Here is a 15098-nt window from a genome sequence, read left to right as displayed (position 1 = left end):
AAGGTCGTCAAATCAGATCAGGCGTCAGAGTTTGATCCGGAAGGCGGCAAACCCATCTGCACCTTCGCCGGCATCCTCGATCGTGACCCCTTTGACATCGCCCATGTAATCGCGGGCTTTGGGGCCAGTTTCGAACAGGACCGTAGTGCCCTCAAGCGGCGCAAAGGACCAGTTGGCGTCCGCCTTTGGATCGATGGTGCCCTGCTCGACAATATAGCGCACGATCACATCGCGATTGGTATCTGGCGCTTCGAACACCACTGTATCGCCCAATGCGCCAGGGAAGGAGCCCCCACCCGAGGCGCGATAATTGTTGGTGGCGATGATGAACTCCATGTCATCTGTGACCGGCTCACCGTTGAAAGCAAGGTTCACAATCCGGGCGGCATCTGGGTCGATCTCTTCCCCTTTCGGCCCAAAGCGCGACGGTTGTGACAGGTCGATCTGATAGGTCACACCATCCATCACGTCGAAATTATAGGACGGGAATTCCGGGTTCAGCAGGATCGCATCCTCGGCGCCCAGTTCAACCTGATTGAACATGCCCGCCGACCGCTCGAGCCAGCCCCGGACCTGAGCGCCGTTCACGCGCACCGCACGCACTGTGTTGGGGTACAAATACAGGTCAGCCACGTTTTTGATCGCCACATCACCGACCGGAACATCGGTGTAGTATTCAGGACCGCCCCGGCCACCGGCCTTAAAGGGCGCCGCCGCGGAAAGAATGGGCAGGCCTTCATGTTCAGTGCCCTTCATCATCTCTTCGACATACCATTTCTGCGCGATTGAGACGATCTGGACGGACGGATCATCCGCGACTAGCGCGAAATAACTGTGCAGCGGGGCCGAGGTTTTACCAACAGCGCGCCGGACATAGGCCAGCGTTTCATCATGATCCTGCGCAACCGAGTCGAGCACCGTCTGATCATCACCCACCAAAGCGGTGATGGAACGATCGTCGTTGCGTTTGGAAATCGGACGCGCCTCGGACGTGGTGGTGACCACCCGCCATTCATTTCCATCCCGCTCCAACAGCAGATCAAGCAGACCAAGATGCGAGCCCCAGAAGCCGCCCATGACAGCGGGCTTGCCCATCAACGTGCCCTTTTCCACATCAATGCCGGGGCGATCTGCAAAGGTCGGTGATGGGAAGACAAGGTGATTGTGGCCGGTGACCAGCGCGTCGATGCCATCAACCCCGGCCAGCACGACCGAAGCATTCTCCATCCCGTCCGCATGATCGGCCTCGCCAATCCCCGAATGCGACAGCGCAATGATCAGATCGCAACCCTGTTCTTTCATCTCGGGCACATAGGCTTGCGCCGTCTCGACGATATCGCGGGCCTCGACATTACCCTCAAGGTGCTTGCGGTCCCAGTTCATGACCTGTGGTGGGGTAAAACCAATCACCCCGATCTTGATCGGATGTTTGGTGCCGTCTCCCATTTCGATCTCGCGTTCCAGGATCGCGTAGGGTTTCACCAAGGTCTTGTCATCTCGCGGGTTTGCACCTTTTTCCTTCGCGATATTGGCCAGAACAACCGGGAACTCGGCACCGGCCAGAGCTTTGTCCAGAAACTCCAGACCGTAGTTGAACTCATGATTTCCCAGCGTCGCAGCATCATAGCCAACCGTGTTGAAGGCAGTGATGATCGGGTGGCTGTCGCCTTCTTTCATGCCGCGTTCATAGGCGATGTAGTCACCCATCGGATTGCCCTGCAGAAAGTCGCCATTATCGACCAGCAGAGAGTTCGTCGCCTCTGACCGGATCTCGTTGATGATCGACGCGGTGCGGGACAGGCCAACCGTATCGCGGGGTTTGTCCGCGTAATAGTCATAGGGGAAGACATGGACATGAATGTCCGTGGTTTCCATGATCCTCAGATGTGCCTGGTTGCTCGCTGCAGCCGCCGAGAACGGGTGCAACGTAATGGCCGCAACACTTGCTGTTGTTGTGGCGAGGAACTGGCGGCGAGAAATCTGATTGCGGCTGGAGAAAGACATAGGTCACCTTTCGAGTTTGTGAATCAACGCGCCTTTTCTGAACTTTTGACTACACGCGTATGACAAGAACGGTCAGATTTTCGCGCAGGTCAAAAGCAAGGGCATTACGCTGCACCATATCTCAATATGACATGATTCCCAGAGCATCACGGGATGAAGAACGGAATTCTGCCGAGGGATCCCGCCAACTCTCAAAGGGTGTAACCAGATGAAACTTTGTAAGCATTGCGCTGGTTCAGTAAGCCTCTGTTTTTGCGCTCGCAGCGACCGGCAGGTACGACGAGCCGCGCAGCAGACTAATCCAGCCTTAGCCAACGGCTGGATTGGGCCGCTTGTCAAATCTCAGGGTTTGCAGCAGTGTGCTCCGAGGGCATGATCGGGTTTGAATTCACTTATGGAAAAAGTGCTGGGATTCGGAGGGTTTTCCTTTCGGGCAGAAGACCCCGCCACCTTGGCGGTTTGGGTGCCAACTTAGCTTCCAGAGTGAGCCATCACGAAACTTCGCAATGCTCGAATTTTCCGTCTTAGGACCTGGGGTTTTGGATTAAGAACAGGGGATTGTTCTCAGTTGCCGCCAGTTCTCGTCAGCTTTTCGATCATCAGTTGCTGTAGAAGAATGATGGTCTTCGCATCTCGAATTTCGCCTTCGGCAATCATCGGCATCGCGTCCGCTAGTGGAACGTGCATAACCTCGATATCTTCTCCTTCTTCGAAAGAACCACCGCCCTGACCCGTTTGATCTGAGGCTGAATAGATACCTTTGAAGAAAGACAGATGCTCGGTGACTGAGCCTGGGCTCATGTAGACGTCAAACAAGTGAATGAGTTTGTCGATCTGATAACCGGTTTCTTCTTCAAGCTCATTGCGCATTCGCTCATCGGCCTGAGCGCCGTCTAGCAACCCAGCGGGGGTTTCGATCAACCCATCAAACCCTCCATTGAGGAAAACTGGCAATCGGAACTGACGCGTGAGCAATACTTGATCTGTATCCGGGTTGTGCAACAGGCAAGTCGCCCCGTTGCCGCGATCATAAGCTTCTCGCGTTTGGCGCTGCCATTCGCCATTCTGACGACGCAGTTCAAATTCGTATTTTGTCAAAACACCCCAGTCACTTGCCAGAATTTGCTCTGAGATCGGGCGAAAAATCTCGCTTTTGGGCATTCGTAAGCTCCTGAACTCATAATTCCATCGTCAGTTCAAATTGACGGACGGTCGGTACAGCTCCGACACTTCCAAGAAATGACTGGAACTCTGTTGATGTGACGTCGATGTTGAGTAGGCGAAGCGCGCCGCCAGCCTGGCATGTTCGGAGCAATGAGCTGGCGATCCCTTCCCGTCGTCGGTCATTACGAACGCCTATTTGGGCAAGAGTTCGGTTAATTGGCGACATGACCGCATAGGCCACCAGACCATGGTAATCGGATATGGCCCAATACTGTGCTTCATCCGCCACGGCGTTGACGGCCGCGATGTCGTTTTGCCAGGAGGGTTCTAATTCGATCATTGCGATGACGTCGCTCTGAATTTCCGTCCAGGATACCTTTTGCGCCATATCGGGAGCATCGACAATTGGCAGGGGCGGAACGTCATAACACTGCAGAGTCCGGGCAGTGTTCATACCCAGTGAGGCGTATAGATCATATGCTTTGCCGTTCTCGACCAATACCTCAGTCTGGAGACTGACGGTGTGCCTCTGCCGGAGATGCGCGATGCTGTCCTTTGCGAGTTTCCGCGCCAATCCCAGCCGTCGAAACGCAGGAACCGTACCACTGGCAACCAAATAGCTGTGGCGACCGCGCAAAGACACCAACCAAATGGCAGCGATTTGTCCTTCAACAAGCGCAACACGCGAGGCTTGGCGATCAAATCCCCTTTGCTTCAACATGAAAGCAAATGATTGCCGGGTCAGTTGCATTGGAACTGAGTAGTCTGAAAATGCGCTGTTCATTGCCTGGCGCAAATCCTCGAATGAGATGTGTTCAGCCGATATGATCTTTGGGTCCATAAACTGTCCAATTGTAAGAAGTTGAATTAACCTTTCTGATTTAGCGATGCTTTCGCACTACCAGGATGATCTTTGAAAGTAACACCTTTCCGGTGGCGCTGGATAATCCATGCCAATGTCCCTTTTCATGTGGCCCGACCAGTGTTGAAACTCGCCTAAGTGAGCAGTTTTGCTCCGGCGTTTTGCGTTAGCCCGAGTCAGAAAGCTTTGAAAATAAGCCAGCAGTTTCATATGGTGCTCACATTCGCTGAATTGATGACTGTCATACGTTTGACCGGTTGAAGATCTATAAAACAAACAAAACAGCGTCCAATAACATAAGGAATTTAAATGGCTTCCCGAGGTATTCTTCCGCCATTGGCTGCTATTCGGGTTTTTGAGGAGGCCGCGAGGTGCAAGAACTTCACGGTTGCTGCTGACAAGCTTGGGATGACTCAGGCTGCTGTCAGCTATCAGATCAAGATCCTTGAGGAACGGGTCGGTGCACCACTCTTCCGTCGCGAGGCACGCGGAGTTTCCCTGACAGATATAGGGGTCGGTTTCGCGGAAAAGGCGACCGACGCGCTTAACGTTCTGAGTGATGCATTTGCCGAGGCCAAAGGCGTTTCTCAAGAAACGCTTTCCATCAGTGTCATTCCAACATTTGCAACCAATTTCCTTGCGCGGCACCTAGGGGAATTTCAGGTGGAAAATCCCAATATTGCGGTGCGGGTGGAAGTGAGCGAAACCCTGACCGATTTTGTCTCCAGCGGTTTCGATGTCGCCATTCGAGGCGGCAAAGGCAACTGGCGCGGGCTGTCGAGTCATCTGCTAATCCAAACCCGTTTTACCCCAATGCTGAGCGAGGATCTGGCTGAAAGCATAGGCGGCGTTCGTGATCCCAAGGACCTAATGCGCCTCCACATCCTGTCACCCTCCGATCCCTGGTGGAACCGATGGTTTGCAGAGGCGGGAGTGGAAAGGCCGGAACTGTCAGACGAGGCCCGTCAACATTTCGGCCCTCAGGTATTGGAAGCCAACGCCGCCATATCAGGCCAGGGTGTTGCAATGTTGACCCCTGCTTTTTTCAAGGATGAGCTTGCAGGCGGGCGGTTGATCCAACCTTTCGATCTGACCTGTGAAGATGGGTCAGGCTATTGGCTTGTTTATCCCGAGAGCCACCGAAATTCGCAGAAGATACGGGGGTTCAGGAAATGGTTGGAAGCAAAGACCAAGGACTGGCGATCCTGATGTTCTGAGATCTAGGGCTGGTCGAGGGGCGGCAATCTGTGCTCGAAGATCGAAGATTTTACGATGGATGTGTTGGTCTCGGCCCGGTCGTGGAAGGGCAGAAGGATATCGTCGAGTTCGCTGATCTCTTTCAAAAGCAGCCGCGCGACATAGCAATCGTCGCCGGTGACCCTGTCACATGACATAAAGCGAGGCTGCTCTGCGATCATCTTCTCGACAATGTGAAGCTGCCCACTTCTTGGTTTGATCCGGACCAGAGCCTGGATTGTATAGCCAAACCGTCGCAAATCGATCCGGGCACCAAAGCCTATGATGTATCCGCTCTCCTGAAGGTGGCGAAGGCGTTCACCAACAGCAGGACCCGAAAGACCTACGTTCTTTCCAATATCTGCAAGGCTAGTACGGCCATAGGAATCGAGAAGTTCTACGATTCGGCAGTCTGTTTGATCCAGTTCTTTCGACATGAAGGAAGTGTAGGGAGTTAGACAACGATGTGAAAGGAAAATTCAGATTTTCCCTTCATCAGTACCGGGACAAAACTCAGTTATTTCCGATAGTTTGCCGCCAGCAGAATTCAAGGAGACAGGAATGGATGTTCAACGTATCGCGGCGTTCAGCAGGGGATCGGAAGGCGGCAACCCCGCGGGTGTTGTACTGTTGGAACGTGAAGCGAGTACCGAGGAAATGGCCCAGGTCGCGGCCGAAGTCGGGTATTCAGAGACTGCGTTTGCCGTCGCACAGGATGACGGGAAAAAGAGCTGGCGCGTTCGTTACTTCTCTCCTGAATCTGAGGTTCCATTCTGTGGCCATGCAACAATTGCCTTGGGCGCCGCGCTCGGGCGGCATAGTGGGCCCGGCACCTATTCGCTGGCCCTGAATGACGCCACGATCACAGTAGACACGGACACGACACCTGAAGGCGTAGTGGCCACTTTGTCGTCACCTCCGACCAAAAGCCGCACACTGGCAGACGCAGAAACACGCGATATCCTGGCGCTTTTTGATCTGACGGCAAATGACCTCGATCCGCGCCTTGCTCCGGCGCATATCCATGGCGGTGCTGATCACGTCGTGCTGCCACTGAAAAGTCGAACCCGACTAGCTGCCATGACTTATGATCTCGACAAGGGACGGCAGGTGATGCGAGATCATAATCTGGTCACTGTGATGCTTGTTTTCATTGAGACCGATCAGACATTCATTGCGCGCAATGCATTCGCTTCGGGAGGTGTTCTGGAAGACCCGGCAACGGGCGCCGCGGCAGCAGCATTCGCTGGGTACCTGCGAGATAGCAACTGGCCGCACGGCGGCGAGTTCACCATCCGCCAGGGTGAGGATATGGGCAGCCCATCCTTGATCAAAGTGTCGTTGGATGACGTCAGAGGAAGCTCGGTAAGGGTGTCCGGCACTGCTCGAGACATAGAATGAACGACCTACCAGAATCAATTGCAGCCTACATTGAGGCCTACAACCAGATGGATGTGGCCGGTATGGTCGCGTGCCTTTCCGATGACGTGGTGTTTCGAAACATCGTCAGCGGAGATGTAACGATTAAAAAGTCAGGGAAACCGGCCTTTACCGAGTTGGCCGCTGCCGGTGTGCAAGCGTTCAAAACCCGCCAGCAAACGGTGACAAACATGATATCGGTCGGGACTGTCACGTTGGTCGAGATCGACTATTCAGCGGTGGTTTCGGCTGATCTGCCCAACGGGTGGAAAGCAGGGCAGCATCTGAAGTTCCAGGGCGCATCTGCGTTTCGCGTCGAAGATGGACAGATCGCCAGCATCGTCGACCAGAGCTGAGCGAGCCAAAACGACCATTGATGCCAGGCCCCGGTGTTTTGTTGGTGCTGATGTTCGACTTGGCCCAAGTTTTCGGTTGCAACACTTCTAACACGCAAAGGAAATCAGATGATCACACGTTTGGCTCCGGCCTCGCTGCGTGCGGTACCAGAACAGTATCAGGGTATTTATGTGCATGGCACCCAGATCACTGCTCCGCGGTCGTTTGTATTTTTGTCAGGGCAAATCGGCGTCGCTCCGGATGGTAAAACCCATAAGGGGTTCGAACAGCAATGCCACCAGGCGATGGACAATGTTGAGGCACTTCTCAAAGACGCTGAGTTGGATACGCCCGATATTGTGCGCGTTGTATACTATGTCACCGACGCAGCTTTTCTGCCCGAGCTATCCAAACTGCGTCAGGCCCGGTGGAACCAAGGACATCCGCCGGCGGTGACGACTCTGGTCGTTGCTGCCCTCGCAGCGCCAGATCTTCTCGTCGAAATCGAAGTAACTGCGGCCCGTTGACCTGGATGACACATGCCGGATCAGATTTGGGCTCTTATACTCTTTGCGCTGATCGCCACGGGCTCTCCCGGTGGGGCAACAGCGCTTGCAACAGCGTCTGGTGCGCGGTTTGGCTATCGGCAAAGCCTGCCTTTGATTTTTGGAATCGCCATTGCACTTGCTCTGTTGGTGGCCGTGTCCGGAACCAGCCTGACGGCGATGCTGCAATCAACGCCTTTTCTGAATTCTGCTATTAGAGCATTCGGGTCGGCGTACCTTGTTTGGCTGGCACTGAAAATTGGATTGGCAGGTTCTCCCTCGGCCACGCGCTTAAGCGGGACAAAACCCATGAGTTTCCTCGTCGGGTCGGCGCTGTTGCTGGTCAACCCAAAGGCCTGGGCGATGGCGGTGGGTGTCGCTTCATCTTTCTCTAATATAGTCTCAGATCCCATTTTGCTTGGCAGCATTCTTGCCACTGTGTTTCTGCTATGCGCTTCTGCTTCGCTGTCGCTTTGGGTTTTGGTAGGAGGGGTCATCGCACACTCAATGCGTACTGACCGGCATTGGCACATATTCAACGGTGCAATGGCGCTACTACTGTTGATTTCGATCTTACAGCTTTGGATATGAAGGTTGCGAATTCGCAAGTTCAGCAGTTTACACTCTCGTAGGTACAGCTGAGGCCTTATCATATCCGAGTGTGTAGCGATCCGTATCGCCTTCCTTGGGGCCTTGCCCAATGTCTTGAACATCCGCAACCATGGTCAGAGCGGAAGTGCGACCAGTATGGCGGCATGCGAAGTCTCGAACACCCGCTAAGTTCCCGGGACCCAAAATTCAGGGCTAGTCAGCTCGCAACGTCTTTGATGATATCGCCTACGTCATCAATCTCACGAAGCTTCTGCAAATCATCGCATGACTTCTGGTTGCCGTCGAAGCAATCGAGTTGCAGTTGTTGCTCGTCCATTTCTCTGTCTAGGTCGTCGTTGGTTTCTTCAGGGCTGGGAAGGTCTAGACCCTGGCTTGTCGACGAGCTCTGGCCCGAAGGATCGTCGGGCAGATCACAAGCCGCAATCAGCAACAACGCCATCACAACACTGAGTTTCTTCATTTTTGTTCCTCTTTAGAAAGTCCTCTTAAGGTCGCCTAAATCGCCTGGCTTCAAGAGTGCCAGGTGAAAACAATTATAACAGATGTTGTGAGTTTTTGTGACACGTTAAGAGTGTGACCCGACAATGGCGCACGACCAAACGCAATAGTGTAAATTCCCCCGGTGATCCGTCGTCCCGAAAGAACGACTTGCACAACGTTGCGACAACCGCACAAGCTCTTTCGTCGGACACTCAGTAATGTATTTTTTTGCCTTCGCGCCGTCCTGAAACCAGCCCTGATAGACGCAACCGAGATATTTGTTGGGATGTCGCTGACTGCAGCACACCAAAGGCCTGCTGAAGCTCAGTGACAGTTTTCGCTCCGTGCATATGCAGACAAACAGTCAATAGCCGCTGGTCATGCGCCAGAGTCTTCAGGAAATCCGTGGCCGCCCGGGCCTTTGCATCCAGGTCGTCTGCTGAGAACCGTATTTGCATCACTCCCTTCAGTCCGATACCCGAGCCAAAAGGTTTGATTGCCAGCAACAAAAAAACGGCCCCGAAGCTGGATTGCGGCTTCGGGGCATATTTTCAAGTGTTTCCGATAATGGCTTCTAGCGTGTCGTGCTCTGCCACAAAGTGATCAGGCGCGGCTTCGCTGAGTTTTGGAACATAGTCCGTCTGACCACTGTTCAACCTGCTCGGCAGGAAGCGCAGCGCCGCCTTGGGGTCCAAGGGCGATGGCAACTCGCCCGGCAGCTTGAGCCGCTGGCGGCTGCGTTCCACATCCGGATCCGGGATCGGCACCGCTGAGATCAGCGATTTGGTGTATGGATGGATAGGCGCGGAACAAATCACCTCACCATCCCCCAACTCGACGATCCGGCCGAGATAAAGAACCATTATCCGGTTCGAGACTGCGCGAACCACAGACAAGTCGTGGCTGATGAAGATCATCGACAGGCCGAATTCCTTTTGCAGTTCGCGCAAAAGCTCCACGATCTGAGCCTGAATGGACACGTCCAGCGCCGATACCGCCTCGTCACAAATGATCAGCTTGGGTTTGTTGATCATCGCACGTGCAATGCCGACCCGTTGGTTCTGCCCACCGGACAGCTCGTGCGGGTAACGGTTGATCATGTTGGCCTTGAGGCCGACCCGTTCCATCATTTCGGCAACCATGTCCTTGCGTTCACGCTCGGTCAGGTCAGGGCGATAGGTTTTCAGCGGTTCAGCAATCGAGGCCGAAATGGTCATGCGTGGATCAAGGCTGGCCAGCGGATCCTGAAACACGATCTGCAGGTCTTTGCGGTACTTGTTCAGTTCAGCGCGTTTCAGTCCTACGATGGGATGACCCAACCAACTTACATTACCACCACTGGGTTCGATCAGTTGCAGGACAGCCCGGGCCAATGTGGACTTACCGCAACCAGATTCACCCACAACACCCAGCGTTTCGCCCTTGCGGATATCGAAGCTGACACCATCAACGGCTTTCAGGGGCACTTTGCGACCAAACAATCCGCCAGAGACGTGGATCGGGAAGTGAACCTTGACGTCATCGACTTTGAGCAGTGGCTCTTCGATTTTGTCCAGCGCTTTGGGGGCGTCACCCGAATCGATCCGGGGCATCGCCTCAAGCAGCGTCCGCGTATACTCGTGCTGGGGCGCACGGAAGACATCGCGCGTGTCACCTGCTTCGACGAATTGACCCAGCCGCATGACCTGAATGCGGTCACACATACGTGCCACGACACCCATGTCATGGGTGATCAAAGCGATCGCGGTTCCCTCGTCCTTTTGCAGGCGCACCATCAGGTCCAGAATGTCCGCCTGTACGGTTACATCCAGAGCTGTCGTTGGTTCGTCAGCGATCAGCAGTTTTGGATTACACAGCATCGACATCGCGATCATGACCCGCTGGCGCATACCACCCGATAGCTCGTGGGGATACTGGTCCAGACGCCGCTTGGCTTCAGGAATGCGCACGCGATCCAGCCATTCCAGGCAACGCGCACGAGCCGCCGAGCCTTGCAGCCCTTCGTGAACCTGCAGCACTTCGCGCATCTGCTGGCCGATCCGCAGATGCGGGGTCAGTGCTGTCAGCGGATCCTGAAAGATCATGCCCACATCATCGCCGCGGATCTGGTTCAATTTGTTGACCGGCAGGTTCAGGATTTCCTGCCCGTTCAGCATGGCAGACCCCGAGGCCTTGCCAGCCGCAGGCAGCAATCCCATGGCGGCCATGAAGGTTTGGCTCTTGCCAGACCCGCTTTCGCCCACGATGCCCAGACATTCACCCGGATTGATATCAAAGCTGATGCCTTTGACAGCCTCGACCACGCCATCGGGTGTGTCGAACTGGACGCTCAGGTCTTTTACGGAAAACAGACTCATATCAGCGATCCTTCGGGTCCAGAGCGTCACGAAGTCCATCCCCGATGAAGAACATCGTGATGATGATTGCGACGTAGAATGTGAGCGGGAACATCAGCTGCCGCAAGGTGCCATAACCCATCGTTCCGGCCCCTTCTGCGATCAGACGGCCCAACGATGTGTAAGGTTCCGAAATCCCCAATCCGAGGAACGAAATGAAACTCTCGGTCAGGATCATCTCGGGCACCAGCAGTGACGCGTAAACAATTACCACCCCCAGTAGGTTGGGCAGAATGTGGCGATACATGATGGTGAATTCGCTGACACCAGCGGCTCGGGCGGCTTCGATGAACTCGCGGTTTTTCAGGGTCAGAGTCTGTCCCCTCACGATCCGCGCCATGGTCAGCCAGCCAACCGCACCAAGTGCAATGAACAGCATGAAGAATGACCGCCCTGCGACCACCAGTAATAGGATGATGACCAAGGTCGCCGGAATGGCCAGCAGGATGTCGACAAATCGCATCATGGCGCCGTCGGTGCGGCCCCCGATGTATCCTGCAGTGATCCCGTAACAGGTTCCAACGATCAGGGCTGTCGCAGCGCCGATCAAGCCCACCAACAGCGATGTGGTCGTCGCCTGAATGACCCGGCTGTAGAGGTCACGCCCAAGATCATCGACACCGAAGTAGTGTCCTGTTTCAATGGACGGCATTCCCATGCCGCGTACGTCACCCATGACGTTCCAGTCGATTTCCTCGTTGTTCCACACGGCAAAGTAGGGCCCGATGATTGTGAACAACACGATCAAACCCAGAATAAAAACGCTTGCCATTGCGGCCTTGTTGCGGACAAACCGCATGCGCGCGTCCTGCCAGAGTGATCGCCCTTGAATGACCGTGTAATCGGTGATTTCTTCGGCCAAGTGGGCGGCTTTTTGTGATTTTCCAAGCATTGCCAGCCCCTCAGTAACGGATTTTCGGATCGAACCAGGCATAGGCCAGGTCGGTCAGAAGGTTCACGAAAACGGTCAGAACGCCGTAAAGGATCGTAACCCCCAACAGCACGGCATAGTCGCGAGACAGAGCAGATCCCACATAGGCCTGCCCCAATCCGCCGGTCGAGAAGTAGATGTCCACAAAGACTGAGCCGGTCAGAACGTAGACAAAGACCGGACCCAGATAGGATACGACTGGCAACAGGGTCGGCTTCAGTGCATGGCGCCAGATTACGGTTCTTGTCGGCAGACCCTTTGCGCGGGCGGTGCGGATGAAGTTCGAGTTCAGAACTTCCAGCATCGACGATCGCGTGATCCGCGCAATCGATCCCATGTATGACGTCGCTAGCGCAATCACGGGCATGATCAGATAGGGCCATTGACCGCCATTCCAGCCACCGCCCGGCAGCCATCCCAGCCACAGGGTAAATGTCAGGATCAGGATCGGACCCATGATGAAGTTCGGTAGTGCCTGCGCCGCGATGCCCAAACCAACGGCAAAATAGTCGATCCAGCTATTGTGCTTGATGGCAGCAGCAATCCCAAGGCTGACACCGACAAAAGTAGCAACAAGAAACGACAGCGAACCATAGGTCAGCGAGATCGGGAAACCCTGCGCGATGATGTCATTCACATCGCGGTCCTTAAACTTAAAGGACGGGCCGAAATCAAAATGCACGACGATGTTGTACAGGTAATCCCAGAGCTGCTTCCACAGCGGCTGGTCCAACCCGTACCGCGCCTCGATATTGGCCAGAACCGCTGGCGGCAGCGGCCGTTCCGAGGTGAAGGGTCCACCTGGCGCGAAGTGCATTAAAAAGAAACTGGCAACGATCAGCAAAAGGATTGTTGGAACGGCGATCAGCAATCGCCGGATGATATAGGCAAGCATTTCATGCCCCCATTATTGGCTTTGCCCCGGATAGGGTTCCGGGGCAAAGCACGATTTAAGATGATTATTCGGCGATCTTGTAGAGGTTCTTGGAATACCAGTTCTGCTCTACGTTATTGATCGGCCAGTTCCCCAAGTCGCTGTCCATCATGTAGACGCCAGCATAGTGATAGATCGGAATGACGGGGGTTTCTTGCGCGATGATGCGCTCGACCTCGGTGTACAGAGGTGCTGCATCATCTGCTGTCTTTGCTTCGGCCAGCAGCTCATCAACGCGAGCGTTGTTGTACTTACCATCGTTGTAGCCGGAATCCGATTGCAGCAGATCGAGGAAGGTGGATGCTTCGTTATAGTCGCCGCACCATGCGCCGCGTGCCAGATCGAAGTTCTGGTTGCCGCGCTCTTCCAGGAAGATCTTCCACTCCATGTTGGCGAGTTCAACGTTGGCACCCAGTTTCTGTTTCCACATCTGACTCAGCGCCACGGCGACTTTCTTGTGCGCCTCTGAGGTGTTGTAGACCATCGAGAAGGTCAGTGGGTTGTCAGGACCGTAGCCCGCCGCAACCAGCAATTCCTTGGCCAGTTCGTCACGTTCGGCTTGCGACATCGACGCCATTTCCACATCCGGAACGTCGAAGCCTGCTGTCGCTTCGGGTGCGAAAGTGTAGGCCTGCGGCTGACCGCCAGCCATGATGTTTTCGGTGATGATCTTACGGTCAACGGCCAGCGAAAGGGCCTGGCGGACGTTCGGGTCCTTGAACGCCTCAGGGCCGCCTTCGGACAGGTTGAACGTGTAGTAATAGTTGCACAGACGCGGGTAGCTGATCGCCTCGTCAGGATATTCTTTGCTCAGACGGGGGAACTGACCTGCGGGAACATCGGTACGGTCCAGTTCACCTGCAAGATAGCGGGTCAGGGCAACGTTCTCATCATTGATGACCAGGGCAACGACCTTGTCGAGGATGGTGTTCTCGTTATCCCAGTACATTTCGTTGCGCTCACGAACCGAACGCTCCTGCGGCAGGTGCTCAGTCAGAACATAAGCACCATTCGACACGATGTTACCGGGTTTGGTCCAGGCATCGCCGAACTCCTCGATTACCTTCCGCGGGGCCGGAAACGTGGTCGAATGTGTGGTCATCTGCGGGAAGTAGGGCAGGGGCGCGCTCAGTCTCACTTCGAGCGTTTGGTCGTCGATTGCTTTGACGCCCAGCTCGTCAACCGGCTTTTCACCGGCGATGATTGCTGCCGCATTTTCAATCGACATCAGCTCCATGAACCACGCGTAAGGAGAAGACAGCGCGGGATCGACCGCACGTTTCCATGCGTAAACAAAATCACCTGCGGTTACCGGATCACCATTTGACCATTTGGCGTTGTCGCGCAGGGTGAAGGTGTAGACGTCTTTGGTATCGTTGACGGTAAAGTCTATCGCCACCCCAGGAACGAGGTTGCCGTTTTCGTCCTGGTTCATCAGACCTTCGAACAGGTCGCGGACGATATCAGCCCCATCGGTATCTTCGACAACCTGCGGATCGACCGAACTGTGCTCGTCAAGAACGCGGTAGATAAAGGTCTGGTCGTCGGCCAGCGGTTCACCGGTTACCGGATGGGTGCCTGCAGCAAAGGCGGCACCTGCGATCATGGTCGAGGACAGCAGCCCCGCCAGCGAGTTTCGGATGTATTTATTCATGTTGTTGCTCCCATTTGTCGGCGCCAGAATTACACTCTGAAAAGGGGTTGGCATCCGGCAGCCTGATTTGTCCGACGTCCGCTGGGACTCAGTTCAATTCGAGTTTGGTTTTGCCAATTCGCAAGGAACACTGCGTCGCAGCTTTCTTGATTGCAGTCGGTGAGGTGGTTGCGAAAGTCGACTTTCACTGCTGCAGAACGTGACACTATTTGGGCAAGTGATAAAGACTTGGCCGGTCATTTAAACAACCAAAGGTAGAAAGAAACCCAAAGCGACGGGGTACCCGAAATTTTCTGAGGCGGAGCAGTGTCATCGTGATATTTTTGTGTAGCCCTGAGTCTTTTGCAGGCAAAACCTAAGTCCACAACTCCTGTTTTCGGAGGTTCCAAAGCTCAAATTCGAGCGAATCGCTGGTCGGTTTCACCACACGCCGCTGCGCGCTGGAGTGCACCGACAACGCTGTGTTGCAAACATTGGGCCTGGATTGACGAGTATATAGATTTCGACTTTTGTTGTCCGCGTAGT

General features: G+C 54.6%; 15 protein-coding genes. 5 read left to right on the top strand and 10 right to left on the bottom strand.

Annotated elements, in window-relative coordinates:
• Window positions 1–24 precede the first annotated feature (24 nt).
• The 3 genes from ABLN87_RS20500 to ABLN87_RS20490 form a co-directional block, all read right to left on the bottom strand.
• The gene (locus ABLN87_RS20500; RefSeq protein WP_353013802.1) at window positions 25–2004 is read right to left on the bottom strand and encodes a bifunctional 2',3'-cyclic-nucleotide 2'-phosphodiesterase/3'-nucleotidase; all 1980 of its coding nucleotides are present in this window, start codon (window positions 2002–2004) and stop codon (window positions 25–27) included.
• Window positions 2005–2568: 564 nt separating this feature from the next.
• Window positions 2569–3165: an NUDIX domain-containing protein gene (locus ABLN87_RS20495; protein WP_353013800.1), complete on the bottom strand. Its 597-nt coding sequence runs from the start codon at window positions 3163–3165 to the stop codon at window positions 2569–2571.
• 16 nt (window positions 3166–3181) lie between these two features.
• Window positions 3182–4009, bottom strand: coding sequence for a GNAT family N-acetyltransferase (locus ABLN87_RS20490; RefSeq protein WP_353013798.1), 828 nt, complete (start codon window positions 4007–4009; stop codon window positions 3182–3184).
• A 330-nt stretch (window positions 4010–4339) separates the two neighbouring features.
• Between ABLN87_RS20490 and ABLN87_RS20485 the strand changes: the two genes are divergently transcribed.
• A complete protein-coding gene (locus ABLN87_RS20485) occupies window positions 4340–5239 on the top strand; it encodes a LysR substrate-binding domain-containing protein (protein WP_353013796.1) in 900 nt (299 codons plus the stop codon).
• Between the two features lie 11 nt (window positions 5240–5250).
• On the opposite strand, the gene ABLN87_RS20480 is transcribed toward ABLN87_RS20485, so the two are convergent.
• Window positions 5251–5703 carry an Lrp/AsnC family transcriptional regulator gene (locus tag ABLN87_RS20480; RefSeq protein WP_353013794.1) on the bottom strand — a complete coding sequence of 151 codons (453 nt, stop codon included), beginning with the start codon at window positions 5701–5703 and terminating at the stop codon, window positions 5251–5253.
• Window positions 5704–5827: 124 nt separating this feature from the next.
• On the opposite strand from ABLN87_RS20480, the gene ABLN87_RS20475 reads away from it, so the two are divergent.
• The 4 genes from ABLN87_RS20475 (at window position 5828) to ABLN87_RS20460 (ending at window position 8157) form a co-directional block, all read left to right on the top strand.
• Window positions 5828–6667, top strand: coding sequence for a PhzF family phenazine biosynthesis protein (locus tag ABLN87_RS20475; protein WP_353013792.1), 840 nt, complete (start codon window positions 5828–5830; stop codon window positions 6665–6667).
• Window positions 6664–7041 (top strand): nuclear transport factor 2 family protein, encoded by a 378-nt coding sequence (locus ABLN87_RS20470; RefSeq protein ID WP_353013791.1) that lies wholly within the window; start codon window positions 6664–6666, stop codon window positions 7039–7041. The genes ABLN87_RS20475 and ABLN87_RS20470 overlap by 4 nt, the downstream gene beginning before the upstream one ends.
• A 108-nt stretch (window positions 7042–7149) precedes the next feature.
• Complete coding sequence (locus tag ABLN87_RS20465) at window positions 7150–7548, top strand: RidA family protein (protein ID WP_353013790.1); 399 nt, start codon at window positions 7150–7152, stop codon at window positions 7546–7548.
• A gap of 12 nt (window positions 7549–7560) precedes the next feature.
• Window positions 7561–8157, top strand: coding sequence for a LysE family translocator (locus ABLN87_RS20460; protein WP_353013788.1), 597 nt, complete (start codon window positions 7561–7563; stop codon window positions 8155–8157).
• A 217-nt stretch (window positions 8158–8374) separates the two neighbouring features.
• Here ABLN87_RS20460 and ABLN87_RS20455 read toward each other — a convergent pair whose 3' ends face one another.
• From ABLN87_RS20455 to ABLN87_RS20430, 6 genes are all read right to left on the bottom strand, one after another.
• Window positions 8375–8638: a hypothetical protein gene (locus ABLN87_RS20455; RefSeq protein WP_353013786.1), complete on the bottom strand. Its 264-nt coding sequence runs from the start codon at window positions 8636–8638 to the stop codon at window positions 8375–8377.
• A 232-nt stretch (window positions 8639–8870) separates the two neighbouring features.
• Window positions 8871–9167 carry an ArsR/SmtB family transcription factor gene (locus ABLN87_RS20450; RefSeq protein WP_353013784.1) on the bottom strand — a complete coding sequence of 99 codons (297 nt, stop codon included), beginning with the start codon at window positions 9165–9167 and terminating at the stop codon, window positions 8871–8873.
• Window positions 9168–9209: 42 nt separating this feature from the next.
• On the bottom strand, window positions 9210–11015 hold the full coding sequence (locus ABLN87_RS20445; protein WP_353013783.1) for an ABC transporter ATP-binding protein: 1806 nt from the start codon (window positions 11013–11015) through the stop codon (window positions 9210–9212).
• Window position 11016: 1 nt separating this feature from the next.
• A complete protein-coding gene (locus ABLN87_RS20440; protein WP_353013781.1) occupies window positions 11017–11946 on the bottom strand; it encodes an ABC transporter permease subunit in 930 nt (309 codons plus the stop codon).
• Between the two features lie 10 nt (window positions 11947–11956).
• Window positions 11957–12880, bottom strand: a complete 924-nt coding sequence (gene oppB / locus ABLN87_RS20435) for an oligopeptide ABC transporter permease OppB (protein WP_155148402.1) — start codon at window positions 12878–12880, stop codon at window positions 11957–11959.
• A 64-nt stretch (window positions 12881–12944) separates the two neighbouring features.
• Window positions 12945–14573 carry a peptide ABC transporter substrate-binding protein gene (locus tag ABLN87_RS20430; RefSeq protein WP_353013780.1) on the bottom strand — a complete coding sequence of 543 codons (1629 nt, stop codon included), beginning with the start codon at window positions 14571–14573 and terminating at the stop codon, window positions 12945–12947.
• Between the last annotated feature and the right edge of the window lie 525 nt (window positions 14574–15098).

The sequence above is a fragment of the Ruegeria sp. SCP10 genome (genome assembly GCF_040329495.1).
Classification (GTDB): Bacteria; Pseudomonadota; Alphaproteobacteria; order Rhodobacterales; family Rhodobacteraceae; genus Ruegeria.
The sequence above is the reverse complement of the archived record's forward strand: the minus strand, read 5'-3'. Positions and strand labels throughout refer to the sequence as shown.